Source organism: Streptomyces sp. TLI_105, assembly GCF_900105415.1.
Taxonomy (GTDB): domain Bacteria; phylum Actinomycetota; class Actinomycetes; order Streptomycetales; family Streptomycetaceae; genus Streptomyces.
In genome coordinates this window covers 4,096,497-4,112,837 of sequence record NZ_FNSM01000001.1, presented here as the reverse complement: position 1 = coordinate 4,112,837, position 16,341 = coordinate 4,096,497, and the positions used below count along the sequence as shown (strand labels likewise).

Below are 16,341 nucleotides of genomic sequence, written 5' to 3'. Positions count from 1 at the left end.
TGACGCTCAGTCAACTAGCCTTGTGCAGGCGGTTTCCGCGTGGGAGACCGAGGGCGTTCCGAGCCACGAGGGGGGAGGCTCGGAGCGCCCCGCTCCGCGTGCGCCGGGGCCGGGGCCACCGGTCTCAGCCGGCGCTGCCGGCCTCGTCGAGGGCGCGCAGCACATCGGCGATCAGGTCCTCCGGGTCCTCGGCTCCGACCGAGAAGCGGATGAAGCCCTCCGCCACCGCGTCCCCGCCCCAGCGCCCGCGCCGCTCCGCCGTGGACCGCACGCCGCCGAAACTGGTGGCGTCGTCGACGAGCCGCAGTCCCTCCAGGAACCGCTCGGCCCGCTCCCGGTCCGCCAGCTCGAAGGAGACCACCGGGCCGAAGCGCCGCATCTGCCGGGCGGCCACCGCGTGCGAGGGGTCGTCGGGCAGTCCGGGATAGCGCAGCCCGGTCACGTCCGGGCGCGCGGCGAGCGTCCGCGCCAGCGCCAGCGCGGTGGAGCACTGCCGGTCGATCCGCAGCTGGAGCGTGGCGAGCGACCGATGGGCGAGCCAGGCCTCCATGGGGCCGGGGATGGCGCCGACGATCTTGCGCCAGCGCCGCACCTCCGCCGCCCGCCGGGGATCCCGGCAGCTCACATGGCCGAGCAGGATGTCGCCGTGCCCGGTCATTCCCTTGGTGTCGCTGGCGACGGAGAAGTCCGCGCCCAGTGCGAGCGGGCGCTGTCCGAGCGGGGTGGCGAGGGTGTTGTCGACGGCGACGAGCGCCCCGGCCGCGTGGGCCTCCCGCACCAGACGGCGGATGTCGCACACGTCGAGACCGGGGTTGGAGGGGGTCTCGAGCCACAGCAGCCCGGCCCCGTCCAGTACGGACAGCTGGGCGTCGCCGCCGGTCGGCGCGGTGCGGACCTCGACGCCGTACGCCCGCAGCTGCTCGTGCAGCAGGGGCAGGGCCTGATAGCCGTCGGCCGGCAGCACCACCGCGTCGCCCGCCTTCAGCTGCGAGAACAGGACGGCGGAGATCGCCGCCATGCCGGAGGCGAAGACCAGCGTCTCCACGCCCTCCTCCCCCGGCGCCTCCAGCTCGCCGATCGCCCGCTCCAGGTGGGTCCAGGTGGGATTCTCGTCGCGGCCGTAGGTGTACGGGCCGGTCGGCTCGCCCGGCAGGTGGAAGTGGGCCGCGAAGACCGGCCCCGGCAGGGTCGGCTCGTACTTCACGGGTTCGGGCAGCCCGGCCCGTACCGCCCGTGTGCCGTCGCCGAGTTCGTCGTTCTTCACGGTGTCCGTTCCTCCAGTTCCGCGCGTACGGCCGCGAGCAGTCCCTCGCTCGCGGCCTCCACCATCTCCAGGCACTCCTCGAAGTCCTCACGTTCCCCGTAGTAGGGGTCGGGGATGTCGAGTCCGGCCCCGGCGGCCGGGTCGTAGGAGCGCAGGAGCCTTATCCTCGCCGCCTCGTCGGGGGTGCGGGCGAGCGCCCGGAGCTCCCGCGCATGCCCTTCGTCCAGGGCGATCACCAGGTCGATGGCGGGGAACCACGAGGGCCGGAACCGCCGGGCGACGTGCTCGGAGGTGTATCCGTTCTCGTCGAGGACGGTGACCGTGCGCGGGTCGGCCCCGTAGCCCTCGTACCAGCCTCCGGTGCCCGCGCTGTCGACCTCCACCAGACCGCCGAGGCCGGCCTCCTCCACCCGACGGCGGAAGACGTGCTCGGCCATCGGCGAGCGGCAGATGTTGCCCGTGCAGACGAAGCAGACGCGGTAGGTCATGATTCCCGCTCAGTCGCCGTCGGGGAGCACGACGTTCAGCGCCCACGAGACGACGGAGATGATCAGGCCGCCCAGGACGGCGGTCCAGAAGCCCTCCACGTGGAAGCTGAGGTCGAGCTGGTCGGCCAGCCAGGACGTGAGGAGCAGCATCAGGGCGTTGACCACCAGGGTGATCAGGCCGAGGGTCAGGATGAAGAGGGGAAGCGTCAGGAGCTTGACGACGGGCTTGACCAGGAAGTTCACCAGCCCGAAGACGAGGGCCACGAGAATGAGGGTCAGGGCCTTCTTGCCGGTGCTCTCACCGGTCAGGGTGATGTCCTGGAGCAGCCAGATGGCGACTCCCAGGGCGCCCGCGTTCGCGAGCGTCTTGACTACGAAATTCATCATGTGTCTGATCGTGGCAGACATGATCGGGCCTAGGGCAGGGGCGAGCGGGCGATGAAGGCATTCCGGCTGGACGAACTGGAGGCGGAGCGCGCCGCGAACAAGGGCGCGTACCTCCAGTTCCTGCGCGAGCGGAACATGTCGGTGGGCCTGTACGCGCTCGACGCCGGGGAACTCGACCCGCAGCAGCCGCACGGCCAGGACGAGGTGTACTTCGTGGTCAGCGGGCGGGCGGCGATCACGGTCGGGACGGAGACGACCCAGGTGGCACGCGGCAGCGTGGTCTACGTGCCGGCCGGGGTGGAGCACCGGTTCCACCACATCAGCGAGGACCTGCGGGTCATGGTGGTCTTCTCGCCGCCGGAGAGCTGAGCGGCCTCGGCGGCCGGGCCGGACCCCGAGGGCGTTCCGGGCGCGGGGGGCCGAGCCCCTAGGGGGCGGATCAGGGGAGAGCGGGGGCCGCGGGGCCTCCACGGGCTTCCTCCCGCCCCTAGCCTTGAGGGTGTTCGGCGCGGAGTGCGCGGTTCTTCGAGAGCGAGGTAGGGACGATGGCCGTACGGGAGATTCTCGCGGGGACGCCCTGGTGGGTGAAGTGGGTCGCCATACCCGTTCTCGCCCTGTTCGTCTTCGGCGGGCTGATCACCAGCGTGCTCACCTTCGTGGTCGGTCTGCTCTTCAAGGTGCTGCTCTTCGCGGCCCTCGTCGCCGGACTGGTCTACGTCGTGCGGAAGTTCAGTTCCTCCGCCAGGTCGCGCGAGGACTGGTAGCACAAGCTACTGATCGGTATGAAGCGGCGGAGGACGTTAGCCCGCGCGGGGGAACGCCCTGGCCGAATCAGGGTATGGCCCTGGGGCTGCCACTAGAGTGGAATCTCTCCGCCGCGATGGGGACTACAGGCGTAGACCTCCATACTGACCAGCGGTTTCCCAGGCCCGGCGGGCGCGCGGGGGCGGCCCCCGCGGGCGGGTGCACTGCACCCGTCCTCACGCCTGGGGGTGACCTTTGGCCATGGCTACGCAGACGGCAGTGCCTACCCTGATCGGATCGGTGCAGCGAGCGCTGAGACTCCTGGAGGCCGTGGCCTCCCATGCGGAGGGCGCCCCCGCGAAACAGCTCGCCCGCGAGACGGGCCTTCCGCTGCCCACCACGTACCACCTGCTCCGCACCCTGACGCACGAGGGCTATCTGCGCCGTGACAAGGGCGTGTTCGTCCTGGGCGAGGCCGCCGTCCGACTGGCCGGCGGCGGAGCTGTGCAGAATCGTCGCATCAAGATCGAAGACTCCCTTGCCCGTTGGCGGGACGAGATCGGTGTACCCATCTACTTCGCCTTCTACCGCGAAGGTGAGATCGAGCTCGTCGCCGTCGCCGACACCCCTTCCGCCCCCGCGGTGGAGGAATGGGCCGACTTCCGCGAGACCGCGCACGCCCATGCGATCGGGCAGTGCCTGCTGAGTCAACTCGATCTGAAATCTCGTCAAGACCACCTTGACCGCCACCCGGTGGAAGCCATCACTCCGTACACGGTGCGTAATCGCCGTGTCCTTTTGGATCGTTTGGGCGGTTTGGGGCGAATGGAGCCCCTGGTTGAGCGTCAGGAATATGCGCTCGGCACGGTTTGTGCCGCGATCCCCATCACCGCGGGGTCGGTGGCGGCCGCCATGGCGATTTCCCTCCCCCTCCACCAAGAAGAACGGCTGCTCCCAGCGATCGAACGACTACGCACGGAGATCGGAACGCTCTTCGGTTCACTCGCGTTCTCTATCAGTATCTGAAAAATCACTCCTTGTGATCTGCTAGTGCTTACAGCACGATTGCGTCAAGAGGGCCATGGGGGATCATTCCTGGCCGTTTCGGTCACAGCTTTCAGCAGCTGTGTTCACACAACTGCTTCATCTACTGCGGGGTACACGATGCGAGAGTCCGTTCAGGCCGAGGTCCTGATGAGCTTCCTCGTCTCCGAGGAGCTCTCCTTCAAGATCCCGGTCGAACTCCGGTATGAGACCCGGGATCCCTACGCGGTGCGGATGACCTTCCACCTTCCCGGAGACGCCCCTGTGACCTGGGCGTTCGGAAGGGAGCTGCTGCTCGACGGGATCAACCGGCCGAGCGGGGACGGCGACGTGCACATCGCCCCGACGGAGCCCGAGCGACTCTCGGACGTCTCCATCCGGCTTCAGGTGGGCGGCGACCGGGCGCTGTTCCGGGCCAGCGCGCCGCCGCTGGTCGCCTTCCTCGACCGGACGGACAAGCTGGTTCCGCTCGGTCAGGAACGGACACTCGGCGACTTCGAGGACCACCTGGAGGCCGCCCTGGGCCGGATCCTGGCCGAAGAGAACGCCGGCCCCGCCTGAGCCGGTCCCCCTGAACCGGTTGCCCTCTCCGAGTCGAGCCCTCTTTCCCGAGGCGAGCCGGACCCTCTTCCCCGAGCCGGGCCGGACCGATCCCTCAGCACGCCCACCTCACTTGGCGCGACGGCGCCGCCCTCCCCGTACCGCCGCCGGCTTCCCGCCCCCGGACGCCGGCCGGTCGGCGGAGACCACCAGGGCCGCGAGCGCCGTGGTGACCGGGACGGACGCCACCAGACCGATCGACCCGACCAGGGTCCGGACGATCTCCTCGGCGACCAGCTCGCTGTTGGCCACCGTCCCCATGCTGCTCTGGGCGATGGAGAAGAGCAGCAGCAGCGGCAGGGCGGCACCCGCGTACGCCAGCACCAGCGTGTTCACGACCGAGGCGATGTGGTCGCGGCCGATCCGGATGCCGGCCCGGTACAGGCCGCGCGGCCCCATGCCCGGATCGGCCTGGTGCAGCTCCCAGACCGCCGAGGTCTGGGTGACCGTCACGTCGTCGAGCACACCGAGCGAACCGATGATGATGCCGGCGAGCAGCAGGCCGGACATGTCGATCTCCGGGTACAGGCCGTGGATCAGACCGGTGTAGTCGTCGGTGTTGCCGCTGAGCGAGGTCCAGTCGATGAAGAGCGAGCCGAGCAGACCGATCAGCATCAGTGAGATCAGCGTGCCGAGCACGGCGACCGAGGTGCGGGCCGAGAGCCCGTGGCACATGTAGAGCGCGATCAGCATGATCGCGCTCGACCCGACCACCGCGACGATCAGCGGGTTCGACCCCTCCAGGATCGCCGGCAGGATGAAGTACGTCAGTACGAGGAAACTCACGGCGAGCGCGATGAGCGCCATGACGCCCCGCAGCCGGCCGACCACCACGACCGCGACGGCGAAGATGCCGGCGAGCAGCGCCAGCGGCAGCTTGCGGTTCACGTCGGTCACCGAGTACTGCAGGTCGTGCGGGGCGTCGGGGGCGTACGCCACCACCACGCCCTGCCCCTCGTGCAGTTGGCGCGGCGCGTCGGGCTGCACGATCTCGACGAACCTGCGTCCCTTGTTCGGACCGCTGGTGACCTCGACCGTCGCCTTCTCGCACTGCCCCTGCTGGGCGTTGACCGCCTCGCGCCCCTCCGGAGTGGAGGTGTCGCCGGTCGGCGGGACCTGGGCGGCGTTCACGTCCTTGCAGTCGACGTGCTCGACGGAGACGACCTCGCCCTGCTGGGTCTGCCGGTCGAAGCCGACGCCGGTGCGCTCGTGCGCCGGGGTGCCGCCCGGCCACAGGACCGCGAGCCCGACGACGACGGCGGCGGCGAAGGGGATCAGGATCGCGGCGATGACCTTGCGCAGATGCCGCGAGACCGGGGCGGCGGGCCCGTGGCTGTGGCTGTGTCCGTGCCCGCCGCCTCCTCCTCCGGCTCCGTGCCCGTGACCGTGTCCGGGATCGTGGGCGTGGTGGTGTGGTTCGGGGGGCTGCTGGGGGGAAGTCACCGGCCGATCATCGCAAGAACGGCGGGGGCCCACTGTTCAGCACGCCAGGGATGACGCTAGCGTGGTGGCACCTTTGCACACGCGGGAGCTCGGAGCACCGGGCTGAGAGGGCGCTGATCACCGTACGCACGTACGGGAAGAGGCTGCGCCGACCGCCGAACCTGTTACCGGGTAATGCCGGCGTAGGGAGATCGGTCTCATGACCATTCAGGATGCACGCACGCCTGCCTCCGACCAGAACCAGACCGACGGGCAGGAGCGCACGCCGGGCTGGCACAAGGGGTACGTCCAGGGCTCGCGCCCCGACCTCCGGGTGCCCGTCCGCCAGGTGCACCTCACCAACGGCAAGGACGTCACGCTGTACGACACGTCCGGCCCGTACACCGACCCCGCCATCGACACCGATGTCCGACGGGGCCTTCCCCCGCTGCGCGAGAACTGGATCATCGCGCGCGGCGACACCGAGGAGTACGCGGGCCGCCCGGCCCGCCCCGAGGACGACGGCATCAAGCACACCTCCCCGCGCGGCGGTGGGCTGAAGAACCTCGACGCCGTCTTCCCCGGCCGCCCCCGCCTGCCGCGCCGCGGCCGCGCCGGCCAGGCGGTGACCCAGCTCGCGTACGCCCGCCGGGGCGAGATCACCCCGGAGATGGAGTACGTCGCGATCCGCGAGAACGTCTCCCCCGAGGTCGTACGGGAGGAGATCGCCGCGGGCCGCGCCGTGCTGCCGGCGAACGTGAACCACCCCGAGATCGAGCCGATGATCATCGGCAAGCGGTTCCTGGTGAAGGTCAACGCCAACATCGGCAACTCCGCCGTCACCTCCTCCATCGAGGAGGAGGTGGAGAAGATGACCTGGGCGACCAAGTGGGGCGCCGACACGGTCATGGACCTGTCCACCGGCCGCAACATCCACACCACCCGCGAGTGGGTGCTGCGCAACTCCCCCGTGCCGATCGGCACCGTGCCGCTCTACCAGGCCCTGGAGAAGGTCGACGGCAAGGCCGAGGACCTGACCTGGGAGATCTACAAGGACACGGTCATCGAGCAGGCCGAGCAGGGCGTCGACTACATGACGGTGCACGCCGGCGTGCTCCTGCCGTACGTGCCGCTCACCGCGCGCCGCAAGACCGGCATCGTCTCGCGCGGCGGTTCGATCATGGCCGCCTGGTGCCTGGCGCACCACAAGGAGAACTTCCTCTACACGAACTTCGAGGAGCTCTGCGAGATCCTGGCGGCGTACGACGTCACGTACTCGCTCGGCGACGGTCTGCGCCCCGGCTCGATCGCGGACGCCAACGACGAGGCGCAGTTCGCCGAGCTGAAGACGCTGGGCGAGCTCAACACGATCGCCAAGCGCCACAACGTGCAGACGATGATCGAGGGCCCGGGCCACGTCCCGATGCACAAGATCAAGGAGAACATCGACCTCCAGCAGGAGATCTGCGAGGAGGCGCCGTTCTACACGCTCGGCCCGCTGACCACGGACGTCGCGCCCGCGTACGACCACATCACCTCCGGCATCGGCGCCGCGATGATCGCCTGGTGGGGCACGGCGATGCTCTGCTACGTCACGCCCAAGGAGCACCTGGGCCTGCCGAACAAGGACGACGTGAAGACGGGCGTCATCACGTACAAGATCGCGGCCCACGCGGCGGACCTCGCCAAGGGACACCCGGGCGCGCAGGAGTGGGACGACGCCCTCTCGGACGCGCGGTTCGAGTTCCGCTGGGAGGACCAGTTCAACCTGGCGATGGACCCGGACACGGCTCGTGAGTTCCACGACGAGACGCTGCCGGCGGAGCCCGCGAAGACCGCGCACTTCTGCTCGATGTGCGGTCCGAAGTTCTGCTCGATGAAGATCTCCCAGGACATCCGCCGTGAGCACGGCGGTACGCAGCAGGAGATCGAGGCCGGCATGGCGGAGAAGTCGAAGGAGTTCGCGGCGAGCGGCAACCGCGTCTACCTGCCGCTGGCCGAGTAGCCCCGGCCCGCCGTTCCTCAGGGCGCCGTCGGATCCGGGGGCGCCGCGGCGGCGAGGGCGTCGCGGAGGAAGGGGAGGATGCCGCGCTCCAGGAGGGCGCGGCGCCAGGCCTCCCTGGCGAGGGAGAGTTCGTCGTCGGCCGTGGCGGTCCCGTCCGCCGCGGCCGGCCTGTTGCGCAGGGCGGTCACGAGGAGGCCGACGCCCGCGGAGAGCAGGCCGGCGGCGGCGAGGGCGGCGAAGACGAGGCCTGCCGTCAGCAGGGTCTCGCCGAACACCACGGTGGGCGCGAGGGCGTGCAGGACCCCGCCGACCAGCAGGAATATCGCGGCGGCGGTGCCCGCGAGGACGGGCAGCAGCACGGTGACGACGGCGACGACGCCGGCGCCCGCGCCGACGTCCGCGCCCGGTTCCACTTCGGGTGTCCGGGCCCCGAAGGCCGCTCGGTTCTGCTCGCGGACCTTCACGAAGTGGTCGTACTCGAGGGCCGCGGCGGTGGTGATGAGCGCTGTCGCGTTCATCGTCATGGCGCGCAGCTGCGCGACCGTGAGCCTCGTTCCGACTCCGGCGAGATCCGGACGTGCGTGGGCGGTGCTCAGTGCGTCGTCGAGGACCCGCTCGTACTCGGCGCGGTCCTCGGTCAGCAGGTGCGGAGCCACGTTCATGTGCATCCCCCGATGCTCCGTAGGCCCGGATCAGCCGTGGGAAACGGTCGGTCGGGCGGAAACGGAGGAGAGCCTGCTACGGATGACCCGATGGTATTGCGGCGACACCACGGCCTGACAGGGTCTTTCCGGAAATCGACTTCCTCGGATGCGCAGCGTTATGCGTCAGCCGTTCAGGGGGAGTTGGACGACCAGTAGCTTTCCGGCCATGGTCACTCCGCCGTCCATGGCGATCGCGAGACCGTCGGCGTACACGTGCGGTCCGTCGACGACCGGGCCCCCGTTGTCCTCGCCGTCCTCGGTGCCGACCTGGCCGAGGAGGTACGGGATGGGGCTGTGGCCGTGCACGATCCGGCGGCCGCCGTAGGTGGAGAGCAGCTCCTGGACGGCCTGCGGGCCGCCGTCGTCGCGGAACGCGAAGCGCTTGGTGAACTTCCGGAAGACGTCCCAGACCTCGTCGGCGTCGTTCCGGTTGAGGATCTCGTGGACCGTGTCGTTGACGTCCTCGATGGTCTGGCCGTATTCGAGGTACGCGGTGGTGTCGGAGTGCACGAGGAGGTGGTCGTCCTCGCGCACCACGGCGTCGAGCCGGGACATCCACTGGAGGTGGACGTCCTGGAGCCGGTCCATGTCGTGCTTCTGGCCGCCGTTGAGCAGCCAGGCGGCCTGGAAGGTGGCGGTGCCCGCGCCGGAGTTGACGGGGGTGTCGCCGAAGCGTTTGGCGCCGATCAGCAGCAGCTCGTGGTTGCCCATGAGGGCCTTGCAGTAGCCGCCGGCGGCGGCGGCCTCGGCGGAGAGGCGCATGACGAGGTCGATGACGCCGATGCCGTCGGGGCCGCGGTCGGTGAAGTCGCCGAGGAACCAGAGCCGGGCGTTGCCCGCGGCCCAGCCGCCGTTCTCGTCGATGAGGCCCTGGGCGCGCAGGGCGGCGAGGAGCTCGTCGAGGTAGCCGTGGACGTCGCCGACGACGTAGAGGGGGCCGGGTCCGTCGCCGTTCGCGGGCTCCGGGGCGGGGGCCGGTTCGGGGGTGACGGAGATCTGGACGGTGTCGCCGCGGTTGATGACGGGGAGGTCGCGCTCGGTCGGGGTGTATCCCTCGGGCGGCTCGCCCCCCGGGAAGGCGTTGCCCGGGTGGCCGGTGGCGACGGAGACGATGGAGGAGCCGGCCGGGGCGGCGTACGCCGGGGCGAGCCGGTGCCCCAGGTGGAGGGTCGGATCGGCGGGCATGGGGGCCGAAGGCCCGGCGGGCACGGATACCGGCGGGGCGGTGGGCGCGGGTGCCTGCGGTGCGGCGGGCGGGGAGGCCTGCGGTGCGGAGGTCTGCGGAGTGGCGGTGGGCGCGGCCGGGGGCGCCTCGGCCGGGGGCGCCTCGGTCGGAGGGGCCTCGGGCGGGAGGGGCTCGGTCGGCGGGGCCGGTACCGGGACGGCCTCGACCGGGGAGGGGGCGACCGGCGGGAGGTGTTCGGCGGATGCCGGGTATGCGGGGAGGGACAGGTGCTCGACCGGAGCGGGCTCGCCCGGCGGAGCCGTCGGCGCCTTCTCCGGCGGCGGCGGCTCGGCGGCGTGGCCCTGCACGGGCACGCGGGCGTACGGCGGTACGCGGAAGTCACGCAATGTCGCCGTGCGCACCACGGGCTCCTGACCGGCCCCCTGAGTCATCGACCCCTCCACCACCGTCGCGATGCCCTGCACATCGCGGACCGGCCTGGTCGGGGTGGTCCGCGGTGTCGTCCGCCCATCATAGGAATGAGGGCCCTTCCGTGTGACGCACCAGGGGTGGTGAATCCGGGTTCACTCCGGGTTCGCCGATTGTTTCGCCCGAATTGTGAAGGTCCAGTCCAGGGGTGAGCCCGGTGCGGTGATCGGTTTCCCCGTCCCTGCCCACGGGCAGGGACGGGGACGGCGGTTCGGATGACGGCGGGTTCGGGCGCCGCCGCCCGTGGGGTCAGTCCTTGGCCGGTGAGCGCGGCGGGCTGACCGTGGTGCGTGGCGGACGTCGCTGCGAGGAGGTGCGGACGATGAGTTCGGTCGGTATCACCTGCTCGACCGGACCGTCGGTGTCGATCCCTTCGATGGCGTCGATGAGGAGCTGGACGACGGCCGTGCCGATCCGGCGCGGCTTGAGCGAGAGCGTGGTGATGGGCGGTTCGGTGGTGGCGTAGACGGTCGATTCGCTGCAGCAGACCAGCAGCAGGTCGTCCGGGACGCGCAGTCCGTAGCGGCGCGCGGCCGCGAGGAGGTCGGTTCCGTTGGGGTCGAAGAGGCCGTACACGGCGTCGGGCCGGTCCGGGCGGGCGAGCAGCCGGTCGGCCGCGACGGCGCCCGCGCACGGGTCGTGCGCCGGATAGGCCTCGTAGACGGGGTCCTGGCCCACCCGTTCGCACCAGTTGAGGTACGCGGTGGTGGACAGGCGGGTGTACGTGTCGGTGGTGGTTCCGGTGAGGAGGCCGATCCGGCGGGCGCCGGCGGCGGCGAGGTGGTCGAGCAGGTCGAGGACGGCGGCTTCGTGGTCGTTGTCGACCCAGGCGGTGACCGGAAGGGTGCCGGCGGGGCGCCCGTCGGAGACGACGGGCAGGCCCTGGCGGACCAGTTCGGTGACGACCGGGTCGTGGTCGGAGGGGTCGATGACGACGGTGCCGTCGAGGGCGACGTTCGACCAGACGTCATGGCGGGAGGTGGCGGGGAGGATGACCAGGGCGTAGCCCCGGGCGAGCGCCGCCGATGTGGCTGCTCTGGCCATCTCCGCGAAGTACGCGAATTCGGTGAAGGTGAAAGGTTCATCCCCGTACGTGGTCACGGTCAGGCCGATGAGTCCCGACTTGCCGGTGCGGAGCGTGCGGGCCGCCGCGGATGGGCGGTAGCCCAGCCTGTCGGCGACCTCGCGGACGTGGCGGCGGGTGGCGTCCGGGAGTCGGCCCTTCCCGTTGAGCGCGTCGGAGACAGTCGTGATGGAGACCCCGGCGGCGGCGGCCACGTCCCGGATGCCTGCCCGGCCCTGCCGGCTTCCCCGGGTCTGTGCCCGGCTCACCTGGTGCTTCCCTGCTGCTGTCATGGCGAGCCGATAGTAGGGCGACGAGGGGCGGTCGGGACGGTCGCATATGCAGGCGTTGACAGGCACGTTTCTGCATGATCGAAGAAGCCCAAGATACGCTGAATCAAAGGTAGTTATGGTCTCTGGCGTGTGATCTATGGCCATCGAGCGGTGTAGGCCTGGCGAGGGGGAGAGGTCTCGAAGAGGTCTCAACTCACCTCTACGGGGGATGCGCGCCACGGCGCCCGCCACCGGCGCACGCCACCCTGGTGCGCGCCCCCTCCTTCCGGAGCGCGAGCGGGGGCCGTGTCCACAGCGTGTCCCTCCTGTTGTCCACAGCCCATTCGCAGCGACGGCGAATCCTCTTAAGGTGAGGAGTATTGGCGGTACGGACGGTCGAGGAGGCCACACTGTGAGCGAGACCAGCGGGACGAGCACCGGCAGCCCCAAGCTGCGCGCCGAGCTGGACGGTGTCCCCACCTACAAGCCGGGCAAGCCGGCCGCCGCGGGCGGTCCCGTGGCCTTCAAGCTGTCCTCCAACGAGAACCCCTACCCGCCGCTGCCGGGGGTCATGGAGAGCACGCTGGCCGCCGCCGCGAACTTCAACCGCTACCCCGACATGGCCTGCACCGGTCTGACGGAGGAGCTGGCGAACCGCTTCGGCGTGCCCGTCTCCCACCTGGCCACCGGCACCGGCTCGGTCGGCGTCGCGCAGTCGCTGCTCCAGGCCACCTCGGGCCCGGGCGACGAGGTGATCTACGCCTGGCGCTCCTTCGAGGCGTACCCGATCATCACGCAGATCAGCGGGGCCACCTCCGTGCAGGTGCCGCTGACCGAGGGCGAGGTGCACGACCTCGACGCGATGGCCGAGGCGATCACCGAGCGGACCCGGCTGATCTTCGTCTGCAACCCCAACAACCCCACGGGCACCGCCGTGCGCCGGGCGGAGCTGGAGCGCTTCCTGGACCGGGTGCCCTCCGACGTCCTCGTCGTGCTCGACGAGGCCTACCGGGAGTTCGTCCGCGACAGCGACATCCCGGACGGCATCGAGCTCTACCGCGACCGGCCCAACGTCGCCGTGCTGCGCACCTTCTCCAAGGCGTACGGCCTGGCGGGGCTGCGGGTCGGCTTCGCGGTCGCCCACGAGCCGGTGGCGGCGGCGCTGCGCAAGACGGCGGTGCCGTTCGGCGTGAGCCAGCTGGCGCAGGACGCGGCGGTGGCCTCGCTGCGGGCCGAGGACGAACTGCTCGGACGGGTCGGCTCGCTGGTGGGGGAGCGCGAGCGGGTCCACGCGGGGCTCGTGGCCCAGGGGTGGACCGTTCCGGACACGCAGGCCAACTTCGTCTGGCTGCGGCTCGGCGAGCGGACCATGGAGTTCGCGGCGGAGTGTGAGCGGCACGGCGTGATGGTGCGGCCGTTCGCGGGCGAGGGCGTGCGCGTCACGATCGGTGAGTGCGAGGCCAACGACCTGTTCCTGAAGGCGGCGGAGGGCTTCCGCAAGGAGGGCTGACCAGCCGCTGACGAACCCCCGCGGGCGGGCCGGTCAGCCCGCGACGACCTCGACCCGGATCGGGTCGCCGTCCCTGACGGTGGCCAGGATCCGCGGGTCGCCGTCGAGCGCGCCCAGCAGATTGCAGGGGCTCGCCAGCCGGCACTCCTCGCCCCGCGAGATCGGGGTGGGGCCGTAGGGGAGGGCGAGTGCGTCGCCCTCCGTCCAGAACGCCACCGTGCCCGGCTCGACGACCTGCCGGGCGTCGGACTCGAGCGCGGCGGAGACCGGAGTGTCGAAGTAGACCTCCTCGCCCCAGGTGCGTGCGGTGGAGACGATCGGGAGAGCCCCCACGAGCGCTTTGCTCGTGGGGGTTTCGTCAAGGGTGGCCGTGGTGTGGCCGGCGGGCCAGGAGATGCGGATCCGAAGGGTCATGCCCCCGATTCAACAATATGTTGAAGATCCCGGGAAGGGGTGACCTTCGAGTAGGGACACCCCGCTCTTACGTACGGATTTCGTATGAGCCATAATGCTTGTGAATGTGAACGCGTTCACAAGCGTGTCCTGCTTCCTCCCCATTTGGGTGGAACCCGCCAGGCAGACTGCCCGCTGTGACCACGTCGAGTAAGGAGAAGACGACGTGAACCTAGCTTTGGCGCCGGAAACACTGGCGCGCTGGCAGTTCGGCATCACCACCGTCTACCACTTCCTGTTCGTACCCCTGACGATCTCGCTTGCCGCGCTCACCGCCGGCATCCAGACCGCCTGGGTCCGCACGGGCAAGGAGAAGTACCTCAGGGCGACGAAGTTCTGGGGCAAGCTCTTCCTGATCAACATCGCCATGGGTGTGGTCACCGGGATCGTGCAGGAGTTCCAGTTCGGCATGAACTGGTCCGACTACTCCCGATTCGTCGGCGACATCTTCGGCGCCCCGCTCGCCTTCGAGGCGCTCATCGCCTTCTTCTTCGAGTCGACCTTCATCGGTCTGTGGATCTTCGGCTGGGACAAGCTGCCGAAGAAGATCCACCTCGCCTGCATCTGGATGGTGTCGATCGGCACGATCCTCTCCGCGTACTTCATCCTGGCGGCGAACTCCTGGATGCAGCACCCCGTGGGCTACCGCATCGACAAGGAGCGCGGCCGGGCGGAGCTCACCGACTTCTGGCAGGTGCTCACCCAGAACACCGCGCTCACCCAGTTCTTCCACACGATGACGGCGGCGTTCCTGGTCGGCGGCGCGTTCATGGTGGGCATCTCCGCCTTCCACCTGGCGCGCAAGAAGCACATCCCGATCATGCGGACCTCGCTGCGGCTCGGCCTGATCACGCTGATCATCGCCGGTCTCGGCACCGCCATCAGCGGCGACCTGCTCGGCAAGGTCATGTTCAAGCAGCAGCCGATGAAGATGGCCGCCGCCGAGGCGCTCTGGGACGGCGAGGCGCCCGCACCCTTCTCGATCTTCGCCTACGGCGACGTCGAGAAGGGCCACAACACGGTCGCCATCGAGGTCCCGGGCCTGCTGTCCTTCCTCGCGAACGACGACTTCAGCTCGTACGTCCCGGGCATCAACGACGTGAACAAGGCCGAGCAGGAGAAGTTCGGGCCCGGCGACTACCGGCCCAACATCCCCGTCGCCTACTGGGGCTTCCGCTGGATGATCGGCTTCGGCATGGCCTCGCTGGGCATCGGCATGCTCGGTCTCTGGCTGACCCGGAAGAAGTTCATGCTGGCACCGGGGATGCGGACCGGCGAGGACGAGGTGCCGAACCTGGTCCTGTTCAAGCGGAAGGCGCTCAGCCCCCGCCTGGGCAAGTGGTACTGGATCATCGCCCTCTGGACGATGGCGTTCCCGCTGATCGCCAACTCCTGGGGCTGGATCTTCACCGAGATGGGCCGTCAGCCCTGGGTCGTCTACGGCGTGCTGCGCACCCGTGACGCGGTCTCCCCCGGCGTTTCCCAGGGCGAGGTCCTCACCTCGATGATCGTCTTCACCACCCTCTACGCGATTCTCGCCGTCATCGAGGTCAAGCTCCTCGTCAAGTACGTCAAGGCGGGGCCGCCGGAGCTCACCGAGGACGACCTCAACCCGCCCACCAAGATCGGCGGGGACTCTCGTGACCCCGACCGGCCCATGGCCTTCTCGTACTGAGGCTGAGGAGATCGAGGCATGGAACTCCACGACGTCTGGTTCGTACTCATCGCCGTCCTCTGGACCGGCTACTTCTTCCTCGAAGGCTTCGACTTCGGGGTCGGCGTCCTGACCAAGCTGCTCGCCCGTGACCGGGCCGAGAAGCGGGTCCTCATCAACACCATCGGGCCCGTCTGGGACGGCAACGAGGTGTGGCTGCTCACCGCCGGCGGCGCGACCTTCGCCGCGTTCCCCGAGTGGTACGCGACGCTGTTCTCCGGCTTCTACCTGCCGCTGCTGATCATCCTGGTCTGCCTGATCGTCCGGGGCGTCGCCTTCGAGTACCGGGTGAAGCGGCCCGAGGAGAACTGGCAGCGCAACTGGGAGCAGGCGATCTTCTGGACCTCGCTGATCCCCGCGTTCCTCTGGGGCGTGGCCTTCGGCAACATCGTCCGGGGCGTGAAGATCGACGCCGACATGGAGTACGTCGGCACCCTCGGGGACCTGCTCAACCCGTACGCGATCCTCGGCGGCCTGGTCACGCTCACCCTCTTCACCTTCCACGGCGCGGTCTTCGCCTCGCTCAAGACGGTGGGGGACATCCGGGGCCGGGCGCGGGCGCTCGCGCTCAAGCTGGGTCTGGTCACGGCGGTGCTCGCCCTGGGCTTCCTGATCTGGACCCAGGTCGACACGGGGGACGGCTGGAGCCTCGCGGCGATGCTGGTCGCCGTGGTGGCGCTGGTCGGCGCCATCGCCGCCATCAAGGCGGGGCGCGAGGGCTGGTCGTTCGCGCTCTCGGGTGTGACGATCGCCGCCGCCGTGGCGATGCTCTTCCTGTCGCTGTTCCCGAACGTCATGCCGTCTTCACTCAACCCCGAGTGGAGCCTTACCGTGACGAACGCGTCCTCGAGCCCGTACACGCTCAAGATCATGACCTGGTGCGCGGCGATCGCGACCCCGCTGGTGCTGCTCTACCAGAGCTGGACCTACTGGGTGTTCCGCAAGCGCATCGGTACGCAGCACATCGCCGACGCTCACTAGTCGCCACTCGGCCGCCGACTCCCACCAGCCGTGCTC

The 16,341-nt window shown here is 69.8% G+C and carries 16 protein-coding genes and 1 riboswitch; of the genes, 8 read left to right on the top strand and 8 right to left on the bottom strand.

All coding sequences use genetic code 11. From position 1 onward, the window contains the following. Positions 1-124: 124 nt before the first annotated feature. Genes BLW86_RS18755 through BLW86_RS18745 form a run of 3 tightly spaced genes read right to left on the bottom strand, consistent with a single transcriptional unit; the run spans position 125 to position 2,139 of the window. Positions 125-1,264, bottom strand: a complete 1,140-nt coding sequence (locus tag BLW86_RS18755; RefSeq protein WP_093875102.1) for a cystathionine gamma-lyase — start codon at positions 1,262-1,264, stop codon at positions 125-127. Further along, positions 1,261-1,752: a low molecular weight protein-tyrosine-phosphatase gene (locus BLW86_RS18750; protein ID WP_093875101.1), complete on the bottom strand. Its 492-nt coding sequence runs from the start codon at positions 1,750-1,752 to the stop codon at positions 1,261-1,263. Before BLW86_RS18750 ends, BLW86_RS18755 begins: the two co-directional genes overlap by 4 nt. 9 nt (positions 1,753-1,761) lie before the next feature. Beyond that, positions 1,762-2,139: a phage holin family protein gene (locus BLW86_RS18745; RefSeq protein ID WP_093875100.1), complete on the bottom strand. Its 378-nt coding sequence runs from the start codon at positions 2,137-2,139 to the stop codon at positions 1,762-1,764. A gap of 51 nt (positions 2,140-2,190) precedes the next feature. On the opposite strand from BLW86_RS18745, the gene BLW86_RS18740 reads away from it, so the two are divergent. From BLW86_RS18740 to BLW86_RS18725, 4 genes are all read left to right on the top strand, one after another. Further along, positions 2,191-2,508 carry a cupin domain-containing protein gene (locus tag BLW86_RS18740; RefSeq protein WP_030685701.1) on the top strand — a complete coding sequence of 106 codons (318 nt, stop codon included), beginning with the start codon at positions 2,191-2,193 and terminating at the stop codon, positions 2,506-2,508. Positions 2,509-2,684: 176 nt separating this feature from the next. Beyond that, entirely contained in the window at positions 2,685-2,903 is a 219-nt protein-coding gene (locus BLW86_RS18735; RefSeq protein ID WP_093875099.1) for a DUF5326 family protein, read from the top strand. 241 nt (positions 2,904-3,144) lie between these two features. Next, positions 3,145-3,909 (top strand): IclR family transcriptional regulator, encoded by a 765-nt coding sequence (locus BLW86_RS18730; protein ID WP_093875098.1) that lies wholly within the window; start codon positions 3,145-3,147, stop codon positions 3,907-3,909. Positions 3,910-4,047: 138 nt separating this feature from the next. Continuing rightward, positions 4,048-4,488, top strand: a complete 441-nt coding sequence (locus tag BLW86_RS18725; RefSeq protein ID WP_086823848.1) for an SsgA family sporulation/cell division regulator — start codon at positions 4,048-4,050, stop codon at positions 4,486-4,488. A 108-nt stretch (positions 4,489-4,596) separates the two neighbouring features. On the opposite strand, the gene BLW86_RS18720 is transcribed toward BLW86_RS18725, so the two are convergent. Next, positions 4,597-5,970 (bottom strand): YibE/F family protein, encoded by a 1,374-nt coding sequence (locus BLW86_RS18720; RefSeq protein ID WP_371129525.1) that lies wholly within the window; start codon positions 5,968-5,970, stop codon positions 4,597-4,599. Between the two features lie 71 nt (positions 5,971-6,041). Continuing rightward, positions 6,042-6,176: riboswitch (TPP riboswitch) on the top strand. Here BLW86_RS18720 and thiC point away from each other — a divergent pair. Continuing rightward, positions 6,170-7,954 carry a phosphomethylpyrimidine synthase ThiC gene (gene thiC, locus BLW86_RS18715; protein WP_093875096.1) on the top strand — a complete coding sequence of 595 codons (1,785 nt, stop codon included), beginning with the start codon at positions 6,170-6,172 and terminating at the stop codon, positions 7,952-7,954. (Overlaps the previous riboswitch by 7 nt.) Before the next feature lie 17 nt (positions 7,955-7,971). On the opposite strand, the gene BLW86_RS18710 is transcribed toward thiC, so the two are convergent. The 3 genes from BLW86_RS18710 to BLW86_RS18700 form a co-directional block, all read right to left on the bottom strand. Next, the gene (locus tag BLW86_RS18710; RefSeq protein WP_093875095.1) at positions 7,972-8,622 is read right to left on the bottom strand and encodes a hypothetical protein; all 651 of its coding nucleotides are present in this window, start codon (positions 8,620-8,622) and stop codon (positions 7,972-7,974) included. A 159-nt stretch (positions 8,623-8,781) separates the two neighbouring features. Continuing rightward, positions 8,782-10,275 carry a metallophosphoesterase gene (locus tag BLW86_RS18705; RefSeq protein ID WP_093878735.1) on the bottom strand — a complete coding sequence of 498 codons (1,494 nt, stop codon included), beginning with the start codon at positions 10,273-10,275 and terminating at the stop codon, positions 8,782-8,784. A 286-nt stretch (positions 10,276-10,561) separates the two neighbouring features. Then, positions 10,562-11,668, bottom strand: coding sequence for a LacI family DNA-binding transcriptional regulator (locus BLW86_RS18700; RefSeq protein WP_093875094.1), 1,107 nt, complete (start codon positions 11,666-11,668; stop codon positions 10,562-10,564). A gap of 391 nt (positions 11,669-12,059) precedes the next feature. On the opposite strand from BLW86_RS18700, the gene hisC reads away from it, so the two are divergent. Further along, a complete protein-coding gene (hisC, locus tag BLW86_RS18695) occupies positions 12,060-13,157 on the top strand; it encodes a histidinol-phosphate transaminase (protein WP_093875093.1) in 1,098 nt (365 codons plus the stop codon). Positions 13,158-13,190: 33 nt separating this feature from the next. Here the strand turns inward: hisC and BLW86_RS18690 are convergent, their stop codons facing one another. Beyond that, positions 13,191-13,571, bottom strand: a complete 381-nt coding sequence (locus BLW86_RS18690) for a cyclophilin-like fold protein (protein WP_093875092.1) — start codon at positions 13,569-13,571, stop codon at positions 13,191-13,193. 205 nt (positions 13,572-13,776) lie between these two features. Between BLW86_RS18690 and BLW86_RS18685 the strand changes: the two genes are divergently transcribed. Together BLW86_RS18685 and cydB are read left to right on the top strand one after the other, a co-directional pair. Further along, complete coding sequence (locus tag BLW86_RS18685; protein ID WP_093875091.1) at positions 13,777-15,285, top strand: cytochrome ubiquinol oxidase subunit I; 1,509 nt, start codon at positions 13,777-13,779, stop codon at positions 15,283-15,285. Positions 15,286-15,303: 18 nt separating this feature from the next. Continuing rightward, positions 15,304-16,305 carry a cytochrome d ubiquinol oxidase subunit II gene (cydB, locus tag BLW86_RS18680; RefSeq protein WP_093875090.1) on the top strand — a complete coding sequence of 334 codons (1,002 nt, stop codon included), beginning with the start codon at positions 15,304-15,306 and terminating at the stop codon, positions 16,303-16,305. Positions 16,306-16,341 lie beyond the last annotated feature (36 nt).